General features: G+C 68.3%; 15 protein-coding genes. 8 read left to right on the top strand and 7 right to left on the bottom strand.

What is annotated here, in order from left to right; all coding sequences use genetic code 11:
- From GAS53_RS46705 to GAS53_RS46690, 3 genes are all read right to left on the bottom strand, one after another.
- Window positions 1–1,296: an adenosylmethionine--8-amino-7-oxononanoate transaminase gene (locus tag GAS53_RS46705; protein WP_151483874.1), complete on the bottom strand. Its 1,296-nt coding sequence runs from the start codon at window positions 1,294–1,296 to the stop codon at window positions 1–3.
- Window positions 1,289–2,482, bottom strand: coding sequence for a biotin synthase BioB (gene bioB, locus GAS53_RS46700; protein ID WP_151483873.1), 1,194 nt, complete (start codon window positions 2,480–2,482; stop codon window positions 1,289–1,291). The genes GAS53_RS46705 and bioB overlap by 8 nt, the downstream gene beginning before the upstream one ends.
- Window positions 2,483–3,913: 1,431 nt before the next feature.
- Window positions 3,914–4,753, bottom strand: coding sequence for an alpha/beta fold hydrolase (locus GAS53_RS46690; RefSeq protein ID WP_151483872.1), 840 nt, complete (start codon window positions 4,751–4,753; stop codon window positions 3,914–3,916).
- A 68-nt stretch (window positions 4,754–4,821) separates the two neighbouring features.
- On the opposite strand from GAS53_RS46690, the gene GAS53_RS46685 reads away from it, so the two are divergent.
- On the top strand, window positions 4,822–5,493 hold the full coding sequence (locus GAS53_RS46685; RefSeq protein WP_225859543.1) for a TetR/AcrR family transcriptional regulator: 672 nt from the start codon (window positions 4,822–4,824) through the stop codon (window positions 5,491–5,493).
- Window positions 5,494–5,639: 146 nt separating this feature from the next.
- On the opposite strand, the gene GAS53_RS46680 is transcribed toward GAS53_RS46685, so the two are convergent.
- Window positions 5,640–6,263: a TetR/AcrR family transcriptional regulator gene (locus tag GAS53_RS46680; RefSeq protein WP_151483871.1), complete on the bottom strand. Its 624-nt coding sequence runs from the start codon at window positions 6,261–6,263 to the stop codon at window positions 5,640–5,642.
- A gap of 148 nt (window positions 6,264–6,411) precedes the next feature.
- Here GAS53_RS46680 and GAS53_RS46675 point away from each other — a divergent pair, with 148 nt between their 5' ends.
- From GAS53_RS46675 to GAS53_RS46660, 4 genes are all read left to right on the top strand, one after another.
- The gene (locus GAS53_RS46675; RefSeq protein ID WP_151483870.1) at window positions 6,412–7,407 is read left to right on the top strand and encodes an NADP-dependent oxidoreductase; all 996 of its coding nucleotides are present in this window, start codon (window positions 6,412–6,414) and stop codon (window positions 7,405–7,407) included.
- 66 nt (window positions 7,408–7,473) lie between these two features.
- Window positions 7,474–8,340, top strand: a complete 867-nt coding sequence (locus GAS53_RS46670; protein WP_151483869.1) for an alpha/beta fold hydrolase — start codon at window positions 7,474–7,476, stop codon at window positions 8,338–8,340.
- A 31-nt stretch (window positions 8,341–8,371) separates the two neighbouring features.
- On the top strand, window positions 8,372–9,178 hold the full coding sequence (locus GAS53_RS46665) for a strictosidine synthase (protein ID WP_151483868.1): 807 nt from the start codon (window positions 8,372–8,374) through the stop codon (window positions 9,176–9,178).
- A 119-nt stretch (window positions 9,179–9,297) separates the two neighbouring features.
- Entirely contained in the window at window positions 9,298–10,131 is an 834-nt protein-coding gene (locus GAS53_RS46660; protein WP_151483867.1) for an enoyl-CoA hydratase/isomerase family protein, read from the top strand.
- 643 nt (window positions 10,132–10,774) lie between these two features.
- Here GAS53_RS46660 and GAS53_RS46655 read toward each other — a convergent pair.
- Window positions 10,775–11,488, bottom strand: coding sequence for an SDR family oxidoreductase (locus GAS53_RS46655; protein WP_151483866.1), 714 nt, complete (start codon window positions 11,486–11,488; stop codon window positions 10,775–10,777).
- A 169-nt stretch (window positions 11,489–11,657) separates the two neighbouring features.
- Here GAS53_RS46655 and GAS53_RS46650 point away from each other — a divergent pair, with 169 nt between their 5' ends.
- Complete coding sequence (locus tag GAS53_RS46650) at window positions 11,658–12,260, top strand: TetR/AcrR family transcriptional regulator (RefSeq protein ID WP_151483865.1); 603 nt, start codon at window positions 11,658–11,660, stop codon at window positions 12,258–12,260.
- A 137-nt stretch (window positions 12,261–12,397) separates the two neighbouring features.
- On the opposite strand, the gene GAS53_RS46645 is transcribed toward GAS53_RS46650, so the two are convergent.
- On the bottom strand, window positions 12,398–13,360 hold the full coding sequence (locus tag GAS53_RS46645; RefSeq protein WP_151483864.1) for a LysR family transcriptional regulator: 963 nt from the start codon (window positions 13,358–13,360) through the stop codon (window positions 12,398–12,400).
- Between the two features lie 128 nt (window positions 13,361–13,488).
- On the opposite strand from GAS53_RS46645, the gene GAS53_RS46640 reads away from it, so the two are divergent.
- Window positions 13,489–14,649: an iron-containing alcohol dehydrogenase gene (locus tag GAS53_RS46640; RefSeq protein WP_151483863.1), complete on the top strand. Its 1,161-nt coding sequence runs from the start codon at window positions 13,489–13,491 to the stop codon at window positions 14,647–14,649.
- Between the two features lie 68 nt (window positions 14,650–14,717).
- Window positions 14,718–15,728 carry an enoyl-CoA hydratase/isomerase family protein gene (locus GAS53_RS46635; protein WP_151483862.1) on the top strand — a complete coding sequence of 337 codons (1,011 nt, stop codon included), beginning with the start codon at window positions 14,718–14,720 and terminating at the stop codon, window positions 15,726–15,728.
- Window positions 15,729–16,024: 296 nt separating this feature from the next.
- On the opposite strand, the gene GAS53_RS46630 is transcribed toward GAS53_RS46635, so the two are convergent.
- Window positions 16,025–16,694, bottom strand: a 670-nt coding sequence (locus GAS53_RS46630) for an NADP-dependent oxidoreductase (protein ID WP_225859542.1), incomplete at its 5' end; no start/stop codon positions are given.

Genomic DNA, 16,694 nt, shown 5'->3' with positions numbered 1-16,694 from the left:
TCAGCCCTCCCGCGCGGCCGCGCACACCGCGGCCGTGATCCGCGCCAGGTCCGCGTCCCCGGTGACGTACGGCGGCATCGTGTACACGAGATCCCGGAACGGCCGCAGCCACACGCCCTCGCGCACCGCCGCCCGGGTCGCCGCCGCCATGTCGACGTCGTGGTCCAGCTGCACGACCCCGATGGCGCCGAGGACGCGTACGTCCCGGACGCCCGGCAGCTCCGCCGCCGGGGCCAGCCCGTCCCGCAGCCCCGTCTCGATGCGCTTGACCTCGGTCTGCCAGTCCTGGCCGAGGAGCAGGTCGATCGAGGCACAGGCCACGGCGGCGGCGAGCGGATTACCCATGAAGGTCGGGCCGTGGGCCAGCACCGGGACCTCGCCCCGCGAGATTCCGTCGGCGACCCGTGCCGTGCACAGCGTGGCCGCCATCGTCATGTATCCGCCGGTCAGTGCCTTGCCCACGCACATCACATCCGGCGTGACGCCCGCGTGCTCGGCCGCGAACAGCGCCCCCGTACGCCCGAAGCCCGTCGCGATCTCGTCGAACACGAGCAGCACGTCGTGCGCGTCGCACGCCTCACGCAGCACCCGCAGATACGCGGGGGAGTGGAACCGCATCCCGCCCGCGCCCTGCACCACCGGCTCCACGATCACCGCGGCCAGCTCGTCCGCGTGGCGCTCGATCAGCCCGCGCAGATGATCCGCGTACGACTCCTCGTACGCGGCCGGCGGCGGGTCCGCGAACACCTGGCGCTGGAGCACGCCCTGCCACAGCTCGTGCATCCCGCCCTCGGGATCGCACACCGACATGGGCTGCCAGGTGTCGCCGTGATAGCCGCCGCGCCAGGTCAGCAGGCGCTGCTTGCCCGGGCGGCCGAGTGAGCGCCAGTGCTGGAGACACATCTTGACCGCGACCTCGACCGATACCGAGCCGGAGTCGGCGAGGAAGACATGCTTCAGACCTTCGGGCGACATGTCGACAAGGTGTTTCGCCAGCCGTACGGCGGGCTCGTGCGTGAGCCCGCCGAACATCACGTGGCTCATCCGCCCGAGCTGGTCGCGGGCCGCCTCGTTGAGCGCCGGGTGGTTGTAGCCGTGGATCGCCGACCACCAGGACGACATGCCGTCGATCAGTTCGTCCGCCGTGTCCGCAAGGCGCAGCCGTACTCCGCTCGCAGACTCCACGACGAGCGGTTCCTGACGGCCGGGCATCGGCCCGTACGGATGCCAGACGTGCCGCCGGTCGAGATCGAGCAGCTCGCCCACGGAGAGCTCGCGCACGGGCAGGTCAGGCATTGGGCGCGAGATCCGTTCCGGCACCTCGGCGGCGTACGGCGACCAGGTCCGTACGCGCCTCGGAGGCCCGCGTCGTCTCGGCGGCCGGCTCCTCGGCGGGCGAGCCGCAGGGGCCGCAGCCGCCGCTCTCGTGCGAGCCGCACCCGGCCTCCGCGTGCGAACCGCATCCCGCACCGGCCGTGGCCCGGTGCTCCGGAAGCGTCACCTCGCCCGTGCCCTCCACCTCGAAACCGGCGTCCGCGATCATCTCCAGGTCGGCCTTGCCGGCCTGGCCCTCGCTGGTGAGGTAGTCGCCGAGGAAGATCGAGTTGGCCAGGTGCAGGGCGAGGGGCTGCATCGTGCGCAGATGGACCTCGCGGCCGCCCGCGATCCGCACCTCGACGTCCGGGCAGACGAACCGGACCATCGCCAGGATCCGCAGACAGCGCTGCGGCGTGAGGTTCCACTCCTTGGCGAGCGGGGTGCCCTCGAACGGGATCAGGAAGTTGACCGGGACCGAGTCGGGGTCCAGCGCGCGCAGCGCGTAGACGACGTCGACGAGGTCCGCGTCGCTCTCGCCCATGCCCGCGATCAGACCCGAGCAGGCGGACAGGCCCGCGGCGTGCGCCTTCTGCACCGTGTCCACGCGGTCGGCGTACGTGTGCGTGGTGGTGATCTCCCCGTACGTCGACTCGGACGTGTTGAGGTTGTGGTTGTAGGCGTCCGCGCCGGCCTGGCGCAGCCGCTCGGCCTGGCCGTCGGAGAGCAGCCCGAGGCAGGCGCACACCTCGACGCCCTCGTTCTGGTCCTTGATCGCCTTGATGGTGTCCGAGACCCGGTCGACGTCCCGGTCGGTCGGGCCGCGACCGGAGGCGACCAGGCAGACCCGCTTGGCGCCGCCCGCGAGCCCGGCGGCCGCGGCCTGGGAGGCCTGGTCGGGTTTCAGCCAGGTGTATTTGAGGATCTCGGCCTTCGAGCCGAGCCGCTGCGAGCAGTACGAGCAGTCCTCGGGGCACAGGCCCGACTTCAGGTTGACCAGGTAGTTGAGTTTCACCCGTCGGCCGAACCACTGCCGCCGTACCTTGCCGGCCGCGGCCACCACATCGAGGATTTCGTCGTCGGAGGTGGCCAGCACGGCCAGTGCCTCGTCACGGGTCGGCAGCTCGCGCCGAAGCCCCTTGTCCACCAGCGTGTTCAGCAGGTCCATGGGGTCCGATCCTGGCCTATCCGACCTCGCCCGGCCAAGGAGGGACCGGACAACAGAGGCAGTTCGACGTGTGGGGTATGTAACACGACCACCCCAGCACGTAGGGTCAACAGAGAGCATGGAAGACCAGGTCAGAGGCCCAAAATCCGCATCTCACCGCCGATTTGGTGAGAGACATGAGTGAGACGAAAGGGTCAGTGGATCAATATGGAGGATTCCTACAACACCCCCGAATGAGCTGTTCCCTCAAGCGCCGTGCGTGACTTGCTGCGGACTGTCCTGGAAGCTCTCGACATCCCCCACCCTGCGATCGTAGAGGACCGCGAGGCGCACGACCGGATCTTGAGCGGACGGGCCATGCGCGCGGCAATCGCGCTCCGCAGCACGCTGGACGGGTGCCCTCTCGAAATCGAGTGGACACCGGATATCTGCGGGAACCGCTCGCTGAGCATCCCGCTGCCGGCTATGGCCGGTGGGCTGGTCGGTAGCCACAGAGGCTCTGTACGGCTCTCTGAGACGCAAAGGAACCCCAGCGTTGTCCCGCTGGGGTTCCTGTCTGCGTGAAGCCCCTTCAGGGGCTCTCTAGGTGGTTCACGGCCCTAACGCGGAACGGCCGCCATACTTGCCCGATGCGGTCACCGTTGCGGGCGGGTGAGACACCGGACGGGCAGTTGAGTTGCCTCCTCGTAGCTCAGCGATGAACGGAGCCGTGACCAAGCCTCGCGTTCCGCAAGTCGATTAGGTGGAGCCGTCCAGCAACTTCACAAGTGGTGACGTGATGACGCGTATGGTTCCGACCCTGATAGTGGATAGCGGAGCCTCGTTGGTTCGGATGAGGTCGTATAGCTGAGATTTACTGATACCGAGAGCTGTGGCCGCTTCCTTCACGCTCACGGTTGCTGGCCAAGATCGGACATCATCGAGGGTTGGTGGTCCGTCCATGTCGCTCCTGTCCATGTCGATATCTGAACGGAATCACGCCTATTGTCGGGTGTCGAATCCTCCCGTAGAGGCTTGATCGCCGGAGTGATAGGGGGTCTGGTTCCCGAGCCGGGCGGAGGGATTCTGAGGCCCGTATGTAATGTCCCGGAGGGTTCATAGGAAGCCGATATCAGCTCATGTAGGGGTGTCGGCCCTGCGGCACGTTAGTAGTCGTAGATTGGGTGCGGGCGCGACAGTCGGGCGCCACTGTGCCCTGCCTGCATCGCGCGGGCTTGCCTGCCTCGGCCGGCCGTACCGGTAGGCCTGTCGGCTTGCCGAGCAACTGGTCAGGCCGACGGGATCGGCGGCGATCCGACCGCCGGACTGTCCTGTGTCTGCGACCGTGGAGGCGCAAATGACTTCATGGATGAGAAGGCGCGCTTGTCGCAGTCCTGGGACCCGTTGGGCTGGGCCGTCATTGCACACCAGGCATCAGCGACTGCACGGGTGCTACTCGTCGAGGAACTGAATGGCGTGCTTCAGGAAGCGCTCGGGGTACTGGAACTGGGCTCCATGCCCGGCATCGGGGTAGATCAACAGTTGAGCGTTGGGGATGTTCTGGGCGAGGTGCCAGGAGTTGATCGAGGCGATCATCACGTCGTTCTCGCCGTTGAGGACCAGCGTCGGCTGGGTGATCGCGTTCAGGTGGGCGTAGGGATTCTCGCCCGGCAGCGGTTCCGCGTAGGCGATGGTCGCTTCGAACTGCGCCTGTGCGACCGCGGGCGAGCTCGGCGGGTCCTGGTCGGCCCGCTGGTGGCGGCGCTCCCAGAAGGCCTTGCCCGCTTGCTTCGCGGCTTCCGAGCGGCCGAAGAACAGGAAGAGGAAGTCCTCCAGGGTGGGGACCGGGTTCAGGGCGTACTGAGGCACCTGGGGGTCACTTGTCGGGTCCCCGCCGCGGAGGCCGGTGCCGAGTAGGAGGAGCTTGCGCACCAGCTGGGGGTGGCGCAGCGTGACCTCCTGCACCTGGTAACCGCCGAGCGAGAAGCCGAGCAGGTCGACCTGCTCCAGCCCCAGTGCCCGGATGACCGCGGCGATGTCGTCGGCCATGTCCTCCATCCGGTTACGCGGCGTGCCCGATGACGAGGCGATGCCGCGCCCGTTGAACAGGATGACCTCACGGCCTTCGGCCAGGCCGTCGGTGAGCAGCGGGTCCCAGTTGTCCATTCCCCCGCGGAAGTGCTGGACCAGGAAGAGCGGGACTCCGGAGGGCTTGCCCCAGCGGCGGTAGGCGAATCGGTCGCCGTCGACCTCGATGTACTGAGTCGGTGCGGTCACATGTGTGTCACTCATGGCCTGGGCCTTTCTGTAGTGGGTGAGCAATACGATGACGGTCATCATCTAAAAAGTCAACCCCTTTGATGTCGATCGACATCTATGTATGCTGGACCGTCGAGCGTCGACCGAGGAAGGGACGGCTGGACATGCGGGTCACCAAGGCACAGGCAGAGCAGAACCGGGCCCACATCGTCGCGACAGCCGCCAGGCTGTTCCGTGAGCGCGGATATGACGGTGTCGGCGTGGCAGAACTGATGGCAGCCGCCGGGTTCACCCATGGCGGGTTCTACAAGCACTTCCGCTCCAAGGCCGACCTGATGGCCGAGGCGTCCGCGAGCGGGCTGTCACAGACCGCGGCACGGACAGAAGGTGTGGACGCCGCCGAGTTCGTCGAGCGCTACGTCTCCCGGGAGCATCGCGACGGGCGCGGTGACGGCTGCACCATCGCGGCCCTCAGCGGGGACGCCGCGCGCCAGCCGGCGGACATCAAAACAGAGTTCGCAGCCGGGATCGAGAACCTGCTGACGGCCCTTCAGGCTCAGAGTGATACGCCGGGGGATGCGGACCAGCGCGCGACCCGCACCATGGTGATCGACATGCTCGCCCACTCGGTCGGCGCGGTCATGTTGTCGCGCGCATGCCCGGACGGTTCTCCGCTGGCGGACGAAATCCTCGATGTCTGCCGCGCGGAGATTCTTGCGTCACTGACACACGGCAACGTCGACGGGTCGGAGGCGGGGGGCCCGGAAGCCTGACCGCAGTCGAGTGGTCTTGCCGAGTTGCGCGGCGCGGATCGCGGTGACGTACCCGCTGTTCCGGCGCCGAGCGCGACGACGCCGTAGTGCGTGCTCATGATGTGCCCCCTTTCCGGGGTTTGATGGGTGGCGCGTGGAGCGAGCGGTCATGCGGCGCGGTGGTGGGGCGCCAGGGTGGCGTGGATCTGGGCGCGGATGTCGGCGAGGACGGCATCGTCGCTGCGGTGCAGGTACGCGGTGGCGGTGGTGCTGATGTGGATGATCGCGGTAATCACTCGCGCCAGCGTTGCCGCGTCGGCGGCGCCGATGTGCTCGTCGCGGGTGAGCAGGCCGGTGATGCCGTCCTCGAGACGGCCGGCAAGGGCCAGGCCCGCTTGCCGGTAGGGCTCGGCCGGGTCGCCGAAGACGAGTTCGTGCAGGTATGTGCGGCCGTTCTCGATGTGTTCCCTCACGCACTCCACCACGGGACGGATGAGAGCGATGACCCGCTCCAGCGCGCCCTGTCCGACGGCGGTGTTCGCGGCGGCGACGCCTTCGCCGATGGCGGCGGCGAACTTCTCGTTCTGCACCATGATCAGCAACTCGGCCTTGGTGGACGCGTACAGGTAGAGCGTCCCGATCGCGACATCGGCCCGGCGGGCGACCTGCTGCGTCGTGACCCCGTTGACGCCGTGTTCGGCGAACAGTTCGCGGGCTGCGGTCATGATGCGCTCGCGCTTGGCCTGTTTGGCCCGCTCGCGGCGCCCGATCGGCATGTGGCCGCGTCCCATGGGACCTCCCTTGACAATAATTCTGAGTAGACTCATAGTTGAGTGTACTCAGGTTGAGGGAGTGGGGCGAGGCCTCAGATGCCACGCCGAACTGGCTGATCTGGCCTCACGCCTGGATAAATAGGATGAAGACAAGGAGCGACGCCCCGTGAGAGCGTTCGTCGTCACCAAGTACAAGGAGCCGCTGCAGGAGGCGGACGTCCCCGAGCCCACCGTGGGGGAGCACGACGTGCTCGTCCGGGTGGAGGCCGCCGGGCTGAACCCGCTGGATGAGAAGATCCGCGCCGGTGAGTTCAAGCAGATCCTGCCCTACAAGCTGCCGCTGATCCTGGGCAACGACGTCGCGGGCACCGTCATCAGCGTCGGGACGGCAGTTCGCGGCTTCAAGCCCGGAGACGAGGTCTACGCCCGGCCCGACCAGGACCGCATCGGCACATTCGCCGAGCGCATCGCCGTCGCGGAGGGCGACCTGGCGCTCAAGCCCGCCTCGATCAGCATGGAAGAGGCGGGCTCGCTGCCGCTGGCGGCGCTCACGGCATGGCAGGCGCTGGTGGAGCGCGGAAAGGTGCGGCCCGGGCAGAAGGTTCTCATCCACGCCGGGGCCGGCGGGGTCGGTTCGATCGCGATCCAGCTCGCCGCGCACCTCGGTGCGAGCGTCGCCACGACCGCCAGCGGATCCAACGCGGACTTCGTGCGCGCGCTCGGCGCGGACACGGTGATCGATTACCGCACCCAGGACTTCGAGCAGCTCCTGACCGGCTACGACCTGGTGTTGGACAGCCTCGGTGGGGAGAACCTAGAGAAGTCCCTGCGGGTGCTCAAGCCCGGCGGCAAAGCCATCGGGATCTCCGGCCCCCCGGACCCCGCGTTCGCCCGCGAGGCCGGCCTGAACCCGCTGCTGCGCCTGGCGGTCGCAGGCCTGAGCGGCAAGATCCGCAGGCAGGCCAAGAAGCTCGGCGTGACGTATGAGTTCCTTTTTATGCGCGCCAGCGGCGACCAGCTCCGCCAGATCACCACCCTCATCGACCAGGGCGTGGTGCGCCCGGTCGTGGGAAAGGTGGTCCGCTTCGACCAGACCCCGCAGGCGCTGCAGTCCCTGTCCCAGGGCGGCATCCGTGGCAAGGCCGTCATCGGCAGCAGCTGACCCACCGTAACCGCGACGGGCGACACGAAACACACAGCGACACAGAACACGCAAGGAGAATCCGTCATGAGCAGCACCAACACCCCGAACGAAGCCGTCATCACCTCCTACGCGAAGGCCCCGGCCCGCACCGTCAGCGCCGGCGGCGTCACCTACGCCTACCGCGAGCTGGGACCGAAGGGCGGCATCCCCGTCGTCTTCTTCGTCCACCTCGCCGCGACCCTGGACAACTGGGACCCCCGCATCATCGATCCCATCGCGAAGGGCTGTCACGTCATCGCCTTCGACAACCGCGGTGTCGGGGCATCCACCGGCCAGGTGCCGGACAGCGTCGAGGCGATGGCCGACGACGCCTACACCTTCATCAAGGCGCTCGGCTTCGACAAGATCGACATCTTCTCCTTCTCCCTCGGCGGCATGGTCGCTCAGGCCCTGGTGGTGAAGCACCCCGAGCTCGTCCGCAAGCTGGTCCTCACCGGCACCGGGCCCAAGGGCGGCAAGGACATGGACAAGGTCGCCAGAATCACCTACTGGGACATCCTGCGCGCCACGTTGACCCGCTCGGACCCCAAGGAATTCCTGTTCTTCAACCGCAACGCCACCGGCAAGCCCGCCGCACGCGCGTTCGTCAACCGGCTCAAGGAGCGCACCGTCGACCGCGACGCGGACATCAAGACCAAGGCGTTCCAGACACAGCTGAAGGCGATCAAGAAGTGGGGGCGCTCCGCCCCTGACGACCTTTCGTCGATCACGCAGCCCACCCTGATCGCCAACGGCGACAACGACCGCATGGTGCCGTCGGTCCTGTCGGAGGACCTGCACCGGCGCATCAAGGACAGCGAGGTGATCATCTACCCCGACTCCGGGCACGGCGGCATCTTCCAGTACCACCAGGAGTTCGCCCCCGTAGCGGTCGAGTTCCTGGCCCGATGACCACCGCCTGACCAGGAAAAAGGGCAACATCATGAGCACGTCACCGGCCGCCGCGCCCCTGGAAGTGAAGAAGCCTCTCACCTCCTCGATCCTGCTGTGGGTGCGCACCGACCAGCCCCGCCAGACCGGCATGGACCACTGGAAAGGCCCGCACTCAGGGATCATCTCCGCCACCCCGGGCCTGGAGGAGTACCGGCAGATCCACCTCGCCGAGCACAACACGGGCCTGTGGCCGGCCATCGACGGGATCCAGACCGCGATCCCCGCCGACCGGAAGATCGACGGCGTCGCGGAAGTCACCTTCCAATCGGTGCTTGCACCCCTGAAAGGGCGCGAGCAGACGAAGCTGGCCTACGCCGACGAGATCAACGTGTTCCGCCGCACCCTGCTCTACGCCGGCCCGCCGAACTCCTCTCGGTGGTACGACGTCGCAGGCACCGGACAGACGGTCGGTGCCCGCGCGCTGATCTACCTTCGCCGCAGAGACGGGGTCGGCGCCGGCGCCTTCCGGAAGTTCGTCAACGAGCAGCTCGCACCTGCACTCGCCGGCACCGGAGTGCTGAAGGAACTGCGCACGCAGACGTTCCTGCCCTGGATCGAAAAACTCTGGGACACCCCGGACGTCGCCCACGACAACCCCCACGACCAGCACTTCCACGCCTCGGTCAGCCTCGGGTTCGCCGACACCGCGGCACGGGACGCCTTCTTCACCGGCAACCTGGTCCAGGACCTGTCCGACCGGCTGGCATCGCAGGTCTCCGCGATCCACGCCTACGACGTCACCGCCGCCCTCACCTACGTCAAGAACGGCGACATCCTCCCGCGCTACCAGGAGTGAGCAGCGCAGGTGGGAAGCGGGACCACCGGATCTGCTCGGCAAATCCATCCGCCCCGGCTTCCTGGCCCTCCTCGCGCCCCCGTCGCCGTCTGATACCCCTCACGCATCTGGAGCCAGCCATGAGCGAGCAGCAGAGCACCATCCACTACGAGCGCACCTCACCGCAGATCGCGAAGATCACCTTCGCCAACCCGCCCGTCAACCTCATCACCGGCGAGACAGTCCTGCGCCTCATCGAGATCGTCACCGAACTGGCCACCGACCCGGACATCCAGGTCGTGCTGTTCGACAGCGCCACCCCCGACTTCTTCTACAACCACTTCGACCTGGCCGCCGCCGCCGACTTCCCCGCCCCCGAGGACCCGGACGCGGCGCCGGCATGGACGAATCTGGTCCTGGAACTTTCCAAAGCGCCCTACATCACGATCGCGGCCATCCGTGGACGCACCCGCGGCGGCGGGAACGAGCTCGCCCTCGCCCTCGATCTGCGCTACGCCAGCCGTGAGAAGGCGATCTTCGGACAGCCCGAGGTCGGTAGCGGACTGCTGCCCGGCGGTGGCGGCACCGAACGCCTCCCTCGCGCCATCGGACGCGACCGCGCCCTGGAAGCCATCCTCACCAGCGACGACTACGACGCCGACACCGCCGAGCGTTGGGGCTGGGTCACCCGCGCCCTCCCCGACAGCGAACTCGACGCCTTCGTCGGCACCGTCGCCGCCCGGCTCGCCTCCTTCGACCGCACCTCACTCGCCTCAGCCAAAACCCAGATCAACCGGGCATCCCTGCCCCCGGACGCGGACCTGGTCGCCGCGTACGGCGAGTTCGCCCACTCCCTCACCCTCCCCGGTTTCCTCACCCGGGCCGCAGGCACGCAGGCCCTCGCCGAACAGGTCGGCATCGACTTCGAATACCGTCTCGGGCACCACATCGGCGTCGCCAACCGGCAACGCTGACACCCGGCAGCAAGCGAGCACGTACGCAGCAGATGCCGCGGCCGTGCTCGCTTTGTCGCGAGTCCCATCTGGGTCGTCGTATGCCTGCCCGATGGGGGAGGGGAACGATGGCGCGAAGCCCGGTCACCATCGAGGACGACCGACGGATCGGGGCTGCTGCGGACGCGGTGCGGTGTTCGACGTCTTCCGTACCGTGGCCGACCGGCGCCCCGGCAGGGCCGGTGAATTCGAGCGCGTCGGCGCCCCGCGTCGGGGCACAGGCCGACTGACCAGGGCTCACCACCCAGTGGCGCGGCCTGTACGCCGACAGGGCTGCGGGTGGTGTCGGGGAAGTGTCCTTGGCGGTCGCTGGGCGAACTGCACCGGATGATGCTCGACGAAACGCTCGCCGGGCATGGCCTGTCCGAGTTTCACCGACACGGACCGGGGTGAACTCGCGGCACCTGGCACCGCCTGCGCCCGTGGCCCGACAGCCGCGATGGTCTGTCCTCACGATGGTGCCGGGCTGCTGATCGATCGGACTGCTGCTTGGGCCGACTGCCGATACGACGGTGCACGTCTCCGCGATGCCGGCAAACCGTTCGAACCCCATGGATCACGCGGTCCTGACGTCAGGAGATCACATCGGGACCGAAGGACAATTTCAGGCGTTCGTGCCGCGCAGGTCCGGGTAGAGCGCCTCGACCGGGCCGCTCAGAGCCGCCTTGACCCCCTTGGTCAACTCGTCGGCCAAGACCTCGTACTCGCCGGCCTCGACCGCGTCATAGACCGTCGTCACCAGCTGCGTCGGCAGCATCTTGGGTCCGTCGGCGTGCGCGGCCATGTCGGTGTCGACGTAGCCCATGTGCACACCCGTCACGTGGACGCCCATGGGTGCGAGCTCGATGCGCAGCGAGTTGGTGGCCGACCACAGTGCGGCCTTGGACGCGCTGTATACGCCGCCGAAGGCGTACCAGCTGGCAACGGAGTGCACGTCGATGAGGATCGACCCCTGCTTGGCGGCGAGGATCGGTGCGAAGGCGCGGGCAAGGAAGACTGGTCCGAAGAAGTTCGTCTCCATGTTCGCCCAGATGTCCGCCTCGGTGACATCCAGCAGGCTCGCGCTCGGCGGGGTGGCGCCCGCGTTGTTGACGAGCACGGTGACGTCCGCCGCGGCGGCGACGGCCACGTCGATCGACGCGCGGTCGGTGACGTCAAGGGTCAGGGGGACGATGCGTTCGTCGTCCCAGGCGCGGGGGGAACGGGCGGTGGCGTAGACCTTGGCGGCGCCGCGTGCCAGGGCGTCGTGGACGAAGTGGGTGCCGATACCGCCATTGGCGCCGGTGACGAGGACGACTGCTCCATCGAGGGAGGGCATGGGTGTTCCTTCGTTCCAGGGGGAGGTGAAGTGCGTGGCTCTGCACGGATGGAGCAATGACTCCTCGCCCTGTCATGGGAGAATGAGCACAGCCATATTCGAGCCCACGCGGTAGCGAGTGTAATCATAACTGACTGTGGTCAGAATCTTATTCCTGGAGGACATCGCCATGTCTGTCGCCCCCCGGCCGGTCGGACGGCGCGAGCGGAACAAGCAGGAGAAATTCGACCGCATCGTCGCTGCCGCGACTGAGTTGTTCGCCGAACACGGCGTCGATGAGGTCACGACCCAGCAGATCGCCGACAAGGCCGACATCGGCACCGGGACCCTGTTCCTTTATGCCAAGACCAAGGGCGAACTCCTCCTGCTTGTGCAGAACGCCAAGTACGCCGAAGCGCTCAAGCAGGGCCGGGCGGACGCCGAGACCGTCCCGGGCGTGCTGGACGCGGTGATGGCGATCGTCCGGCCGATCGTGGAGTGCAACCGCACCCAGATCGACAACGGACGTACCTACCTGCGAGAGATGGTCTTCGGCGACCCCGAGGAGCCCCGGCGCAGCGCAGCACTCGCCATCGTCGCGCAGGCCGAGGAGGCCATCGCCGCCGCGCTGCACCGAGACGAGCGGGTCACGGAGGGTGACGCCGCGACGTTGGCACACATCGTGTCCGCCGTGATGTTCCTCAGCACGGCGGCGAGCGTGAACATCGCCTTGAGCGTCGAGGAGATCATGCAGGACATCCGGAGGCAGGTCGACGTCCTGCTGCCTCGCTGAAGCGCGGCCGGCCTCCGTCCCAGGCGATCATCAGGATGGTTTTCGGCTGCGCCATGGCTCTGATCCTGACCGCCGCGACCGGGCGGCGGCTGTGGTTCGATCGGCGGGATTCCACCGCACCTGAATCTCGCCGGCGTTCACTCCGGAAGCAGTTCATCGGCCCGTTCGGCGACCTCTTGCCGTAGCGCGACCCACAGGGCGCGTACGGCGGGGTGTGTCACGGCCTCGCGGCGGACGGCCAGGGTGATGGGGAGCCGGATGTCGATCTCGTCGGCGAGCAGTCGGCGCAGCTGCGTCCGCCGGGTCAGGAAGGCCGGCAGGACGCCGATGCCGGCCCCTTGTTGGGTGGCTTCGAGCTGGGCGAAGACGTTCGTCGAGGAGAAGGCCGGGGTCATGCCGGGAAGGTGGCGTTCGATGTCGAGGTCGCCGACCTGCAGCATCGACTCGATGTAGAAGATGAGCGGGTGCTCGCGCAGTTCGGCCACCGTCTCCGGGCGGCCGTACTGGGTGAGGTAGTCGTCGGACGCGTAGAGCCCCAGCGTGTAGTCGGTGAGGTGCTCGGTCACCAGGCGGCTGCTGGAGGGAACGCCGATGACGAGAGCGAGATCGAAGCCGGACGGGCGCAGGGCGAGCTGCCGTGTCGCGGTGATGAGTTCGACCTGGAGCCGGGGGTGCCGGCGGCGCACGCGTACGAGGGCGGGGGTGGCGAAGGCGGTGCCGAAGCCGTCGGGCGCGGTGACGCGCACCGTGCCGTGCAGGGTCGGTGAGTCCTGGCCTGCCACGGTGTCGGCGACGCGGTCGACGGCCTCCTCGATCGCGCGGGCGTTCTCGGAGACGGCTCGTCCGATGTCCGTCAGCGTCCATCCCTCAGCGCCTCGTTCGATGAGGCGCAGGCCGATGCTCTTCTCCAATGCGGCGATACGGCGCGACACGGTGGTGTGGTCCACGCCGAGAGCGTCGGCGGCTGTCACCAGGCGTCCGGTACGGGACAGCGCGAGCAGGTAGCGCAGATCGTCGGCGCGGAGTTTGCGCGGATCGACGGAGCGAGGGGAGCCGGCCGGCCGCGGGGCGGGGTTCTCGTCCGGGGAGTGGGGGTGCACGGTCCGACCGTATCTGCGCTTCTGCACAGCGGCTGTGCGTCATTGGTGGTTGTTTGCACACGGCGCGGGGTCGCACAGTCGGGGCAGTGGGCGTGACATGCCCCGCCGTTCTTGCCGAAGGGGCCGTCATGGTTGCCAGCCTTTCCCTCCCGCGGATCCTGCGCGTCGGCGGCGGTGCCGTCGGCGAGCTGGGCGACGTCGTCGCAGGGCTGGGCCTGCGCCGTCCGCTGCGGGTGACGGACGCCTTCCTCGCCGGGACCGGTGCGGCGGAACGCCTGATGGCGACGCTGAGGGACGCTGGACTGCAGCCGTGCCTGTTCGCCGGTACCGTCCCGGATCCGACGACCGACTCGCTCGAGGCGGGCCTGGCCGTGCTGCGGGAGCACGGGGCGGACTCGGTGATCGGGTTCGGCGGCGGCAGCCCGATGGACACCGCCAAGGCCCTCGGCCTGCTGGGTGTCCAGGGCGGCCGGATGCGGGCCTACAAGGCCCCGCACACCAGCCTCGGCCCGGCGCTTCCGGTGATCGCGGTCCCGACCACCGCGGGCAGCGGCTCGGAGGCCACCCAGTTCACCATCATCACCGACAGCGCGACGGACGAGAAGATGCTCTGCCCGGGGCCGGCGTTCCTGCCGGTCGCCGCCGTCGTCGACTTCGAACTGACCCTGTCGATGCCGTCCCGGCTGACCGCCGACACCGGTGTCGACGCGCTGACTCATGCCGTCGAGGCGTACGTGAGCCGCAAGGCCAACCCGTTCTCCGACGGCCTCGCCCTGAACGCGATCCGGACCATCGGCCGCCACCTCCGCCGCGTCTACGCCGACGGCAGAGACATCGAGGCGCGCGAGGCGATGATGCTCGCAGCGACCCAGGCCGGCATCGCCTTCTCCAACTCCAGCGTGGCGCTCGTGCACGGCATGAGCCGTCCGATCGGCGCTCACTTCCACGTCGCCCACGGTCTGTCGAACGCGATGCTCTTCCCCGCGGTGACCGCATTTTCCGTGCCCGCCGCCGAGAGCCGGTACGCCGACTGCGCCCGTGCACTCGGAGCCGCCACCGACGGCGACAGCGACTCCCTGGCCGCCGAGAGGTTCGTGGAGGCGCTCCGAGCCCTGTGCAAGGATCTTGAGGTGCCCACACCTCAAGCCCACGGCATCGACAAGGACGAGTGGTTCCGCCTGTCGCCCCTCATGGCAGAGCAGGCGCTCGAGTCCGGATCCCCAGCCAACAACCCCGTCGTACCCACCGCGGACGAGATCCAGGATCTCTACGCCCAGATCTACACCTGACACCCGGCGAGTGAGGAACCGTGATGGCCACGACAGCCAGGTCCACGCGGAGTGCGAGATGACGAGCCATGACTGATACCGCTGCGGTCGAGGTTCTCACCGACGTGCACCGAGGCGTGGGCCGGATCCTGCTGAACCGGCCCAAGGCGCTCAACGCCCTGACGACGAGCATGGTCGGCGCCATCGATGGCGCACTCGCCGCATGGGAGCACACCCGCCTGTCCGCTGTGGTGCTCGCCAGCACCAGCACGAAGGCGTTCTGCGCCGGCGGAGACATCCGCACGATCCGAGAGCACAGTCTCGCCGGGGATGCCGCGGCCAGTGAAGGGTTCTTCGCCTCCGAATACCGGCTCAACGCCCGAATCGCCGAGTACCCCGTCCCGATCGTGTCGCTCGTCGACGGCCTCTGTATGGGTGGCGGTCTGGGGCTGTCCGTCCACGGCGGCTTCCGCGTCGTCACCGAGAGCGCGGTGCTGGCGATGCCCGAGACCGGGATCGGGTTCTTCCCGGACATCGGGGCCAGCTACTTTCTGCCGAGGCTGCCCGGCGCGATCGGCATGTACCTGGGACTGACCGGGCACCGGCTCGACGCGGCCGACGCCCTGTACACGGGGCTGGCCACACACTTCGTCCCCAGCGACCGGCTCGCCGCAGTCGCGGACGCTTTGGCCGACAGCCCCGGAGACCCGGTGGACGTCGTCCTGAACCGTCTCGCCGACCGTTCCCCGGTGACGGAGAGCAGGCTGGCGGACGTACGCGGTGACGTGGACTGGGCGTTCGGTGCGCCGACCCTCGGCGAGATCGAGAAACGCCTGCACCACCTCGACACCCCCTGGGCCGCAGCAGCGCTGGTCGCCCTGGAGACGGCCTCGCCGCAGAGCCTGGAGATCACTCACGCCTTGCTCGCCCGGGGGAGGCAGTACACGTTGCGCGAGTGCCTCGCCATCGAGCTCGCCCTCACCCGCACGACCATCCGCACGCCGGACTTCCTGGAGGGCGTCCGTGCGGCCCTGGTCGACAAGGACCGCAATCCCAACTGGCAACGTGCCTCGCACGGTGGCCGGACGCTGTCGTTCTGAGAGATTCCGCCGTGCGCAGGAGATCGTCTTGCGTCACGGGCCGGTCGTGCCGCGGGGGATGCGGCGATGTCCACGGCGCCGGCGCGTCGTCGATGCAGGCCCGTCAGGCCGTGTCCGTCATGAGCGTCGATGACCGCGAGCCGTAAGGGGGTTTCGCCTCGCACGGCGACATCTGCGTCTGTTCGCCTCGGCGGGCTCGCATAGGAGTGGCGGTTCTGAGCCGTGACCAACCCTGACGCGCAACGGATGCGAGGTATTGACCACGGCTCGGGTCGGCGATGTGGCCCGGCCTGACGTCAGTCGCCGTCGGTCACCATCGAGACCACGACCTTGCCGGCCTTGGTGCGGCCCTGCTCGACGTGTGCCATTGCCTCGAGCGTCTGGTCGAACGGGAAGGTGCTGTCGATGACCGGGCGGAGCTTCCCGCTGTCGTAGAGGGCGCCGAGTTTGCGCAGCTGGGAGCCGTTGGCCTGCATGAAGAAGAACTGGTAGCGCACGCCCAGGGCCTTGGCCTGCTTGCGGATCTTGCGGCTGAGGGTGTTCATGACCAGGCCCAGGAAGGAGGGGGCGCCGAGCTGCTTGGCGAAGCCGGCGTCCGGCGGGCCGACGACGCTGATGGCCAGGCCGCCGGGCTTCAGCACCGTCAGGGACTTCTCGAGGTTCGCTCCGCCCAGGGCGTCCAGCACCAGGTCGTAGCCGGACAGTACCTTCGAGAAGTCTTCCTTGGTGTAGTCGACGACGACGTCGGCGCCGAGGCTCCTGACCAGCTTCTCGGTGTCGGTGTTCGTGGTCGTCGCCACGGTGGCGCCGAGGTGCTTGGCGAGCTGGATGACCGTCGAGCCGAGGCCGCCGGCGCCGGCGTGGATGAGTACCTTCTGTCCCGGCTTCACGTGGGCACGGTCGACAAGAATCTGCCAGGCGGCCAGGGCTACCAGCGGCACTGCGGCTGCCTCGTGGAGGGTGAGT

Source organism: Streptomyces albicerus (genome assembly GCF_008905045.1).
GTDB classification, from domain to species: Bacteria; Actinomycetota; Actinomycetes; order Streptomycetales; family Streptomycetaceae; genus Streptomyces; species Streptomyces albicerus.
The sequence above is the reverse complement of the archived record's forward strand: the minus strand, read 5'-3'. Positions and strand labels throughout refer to the sequence as shown.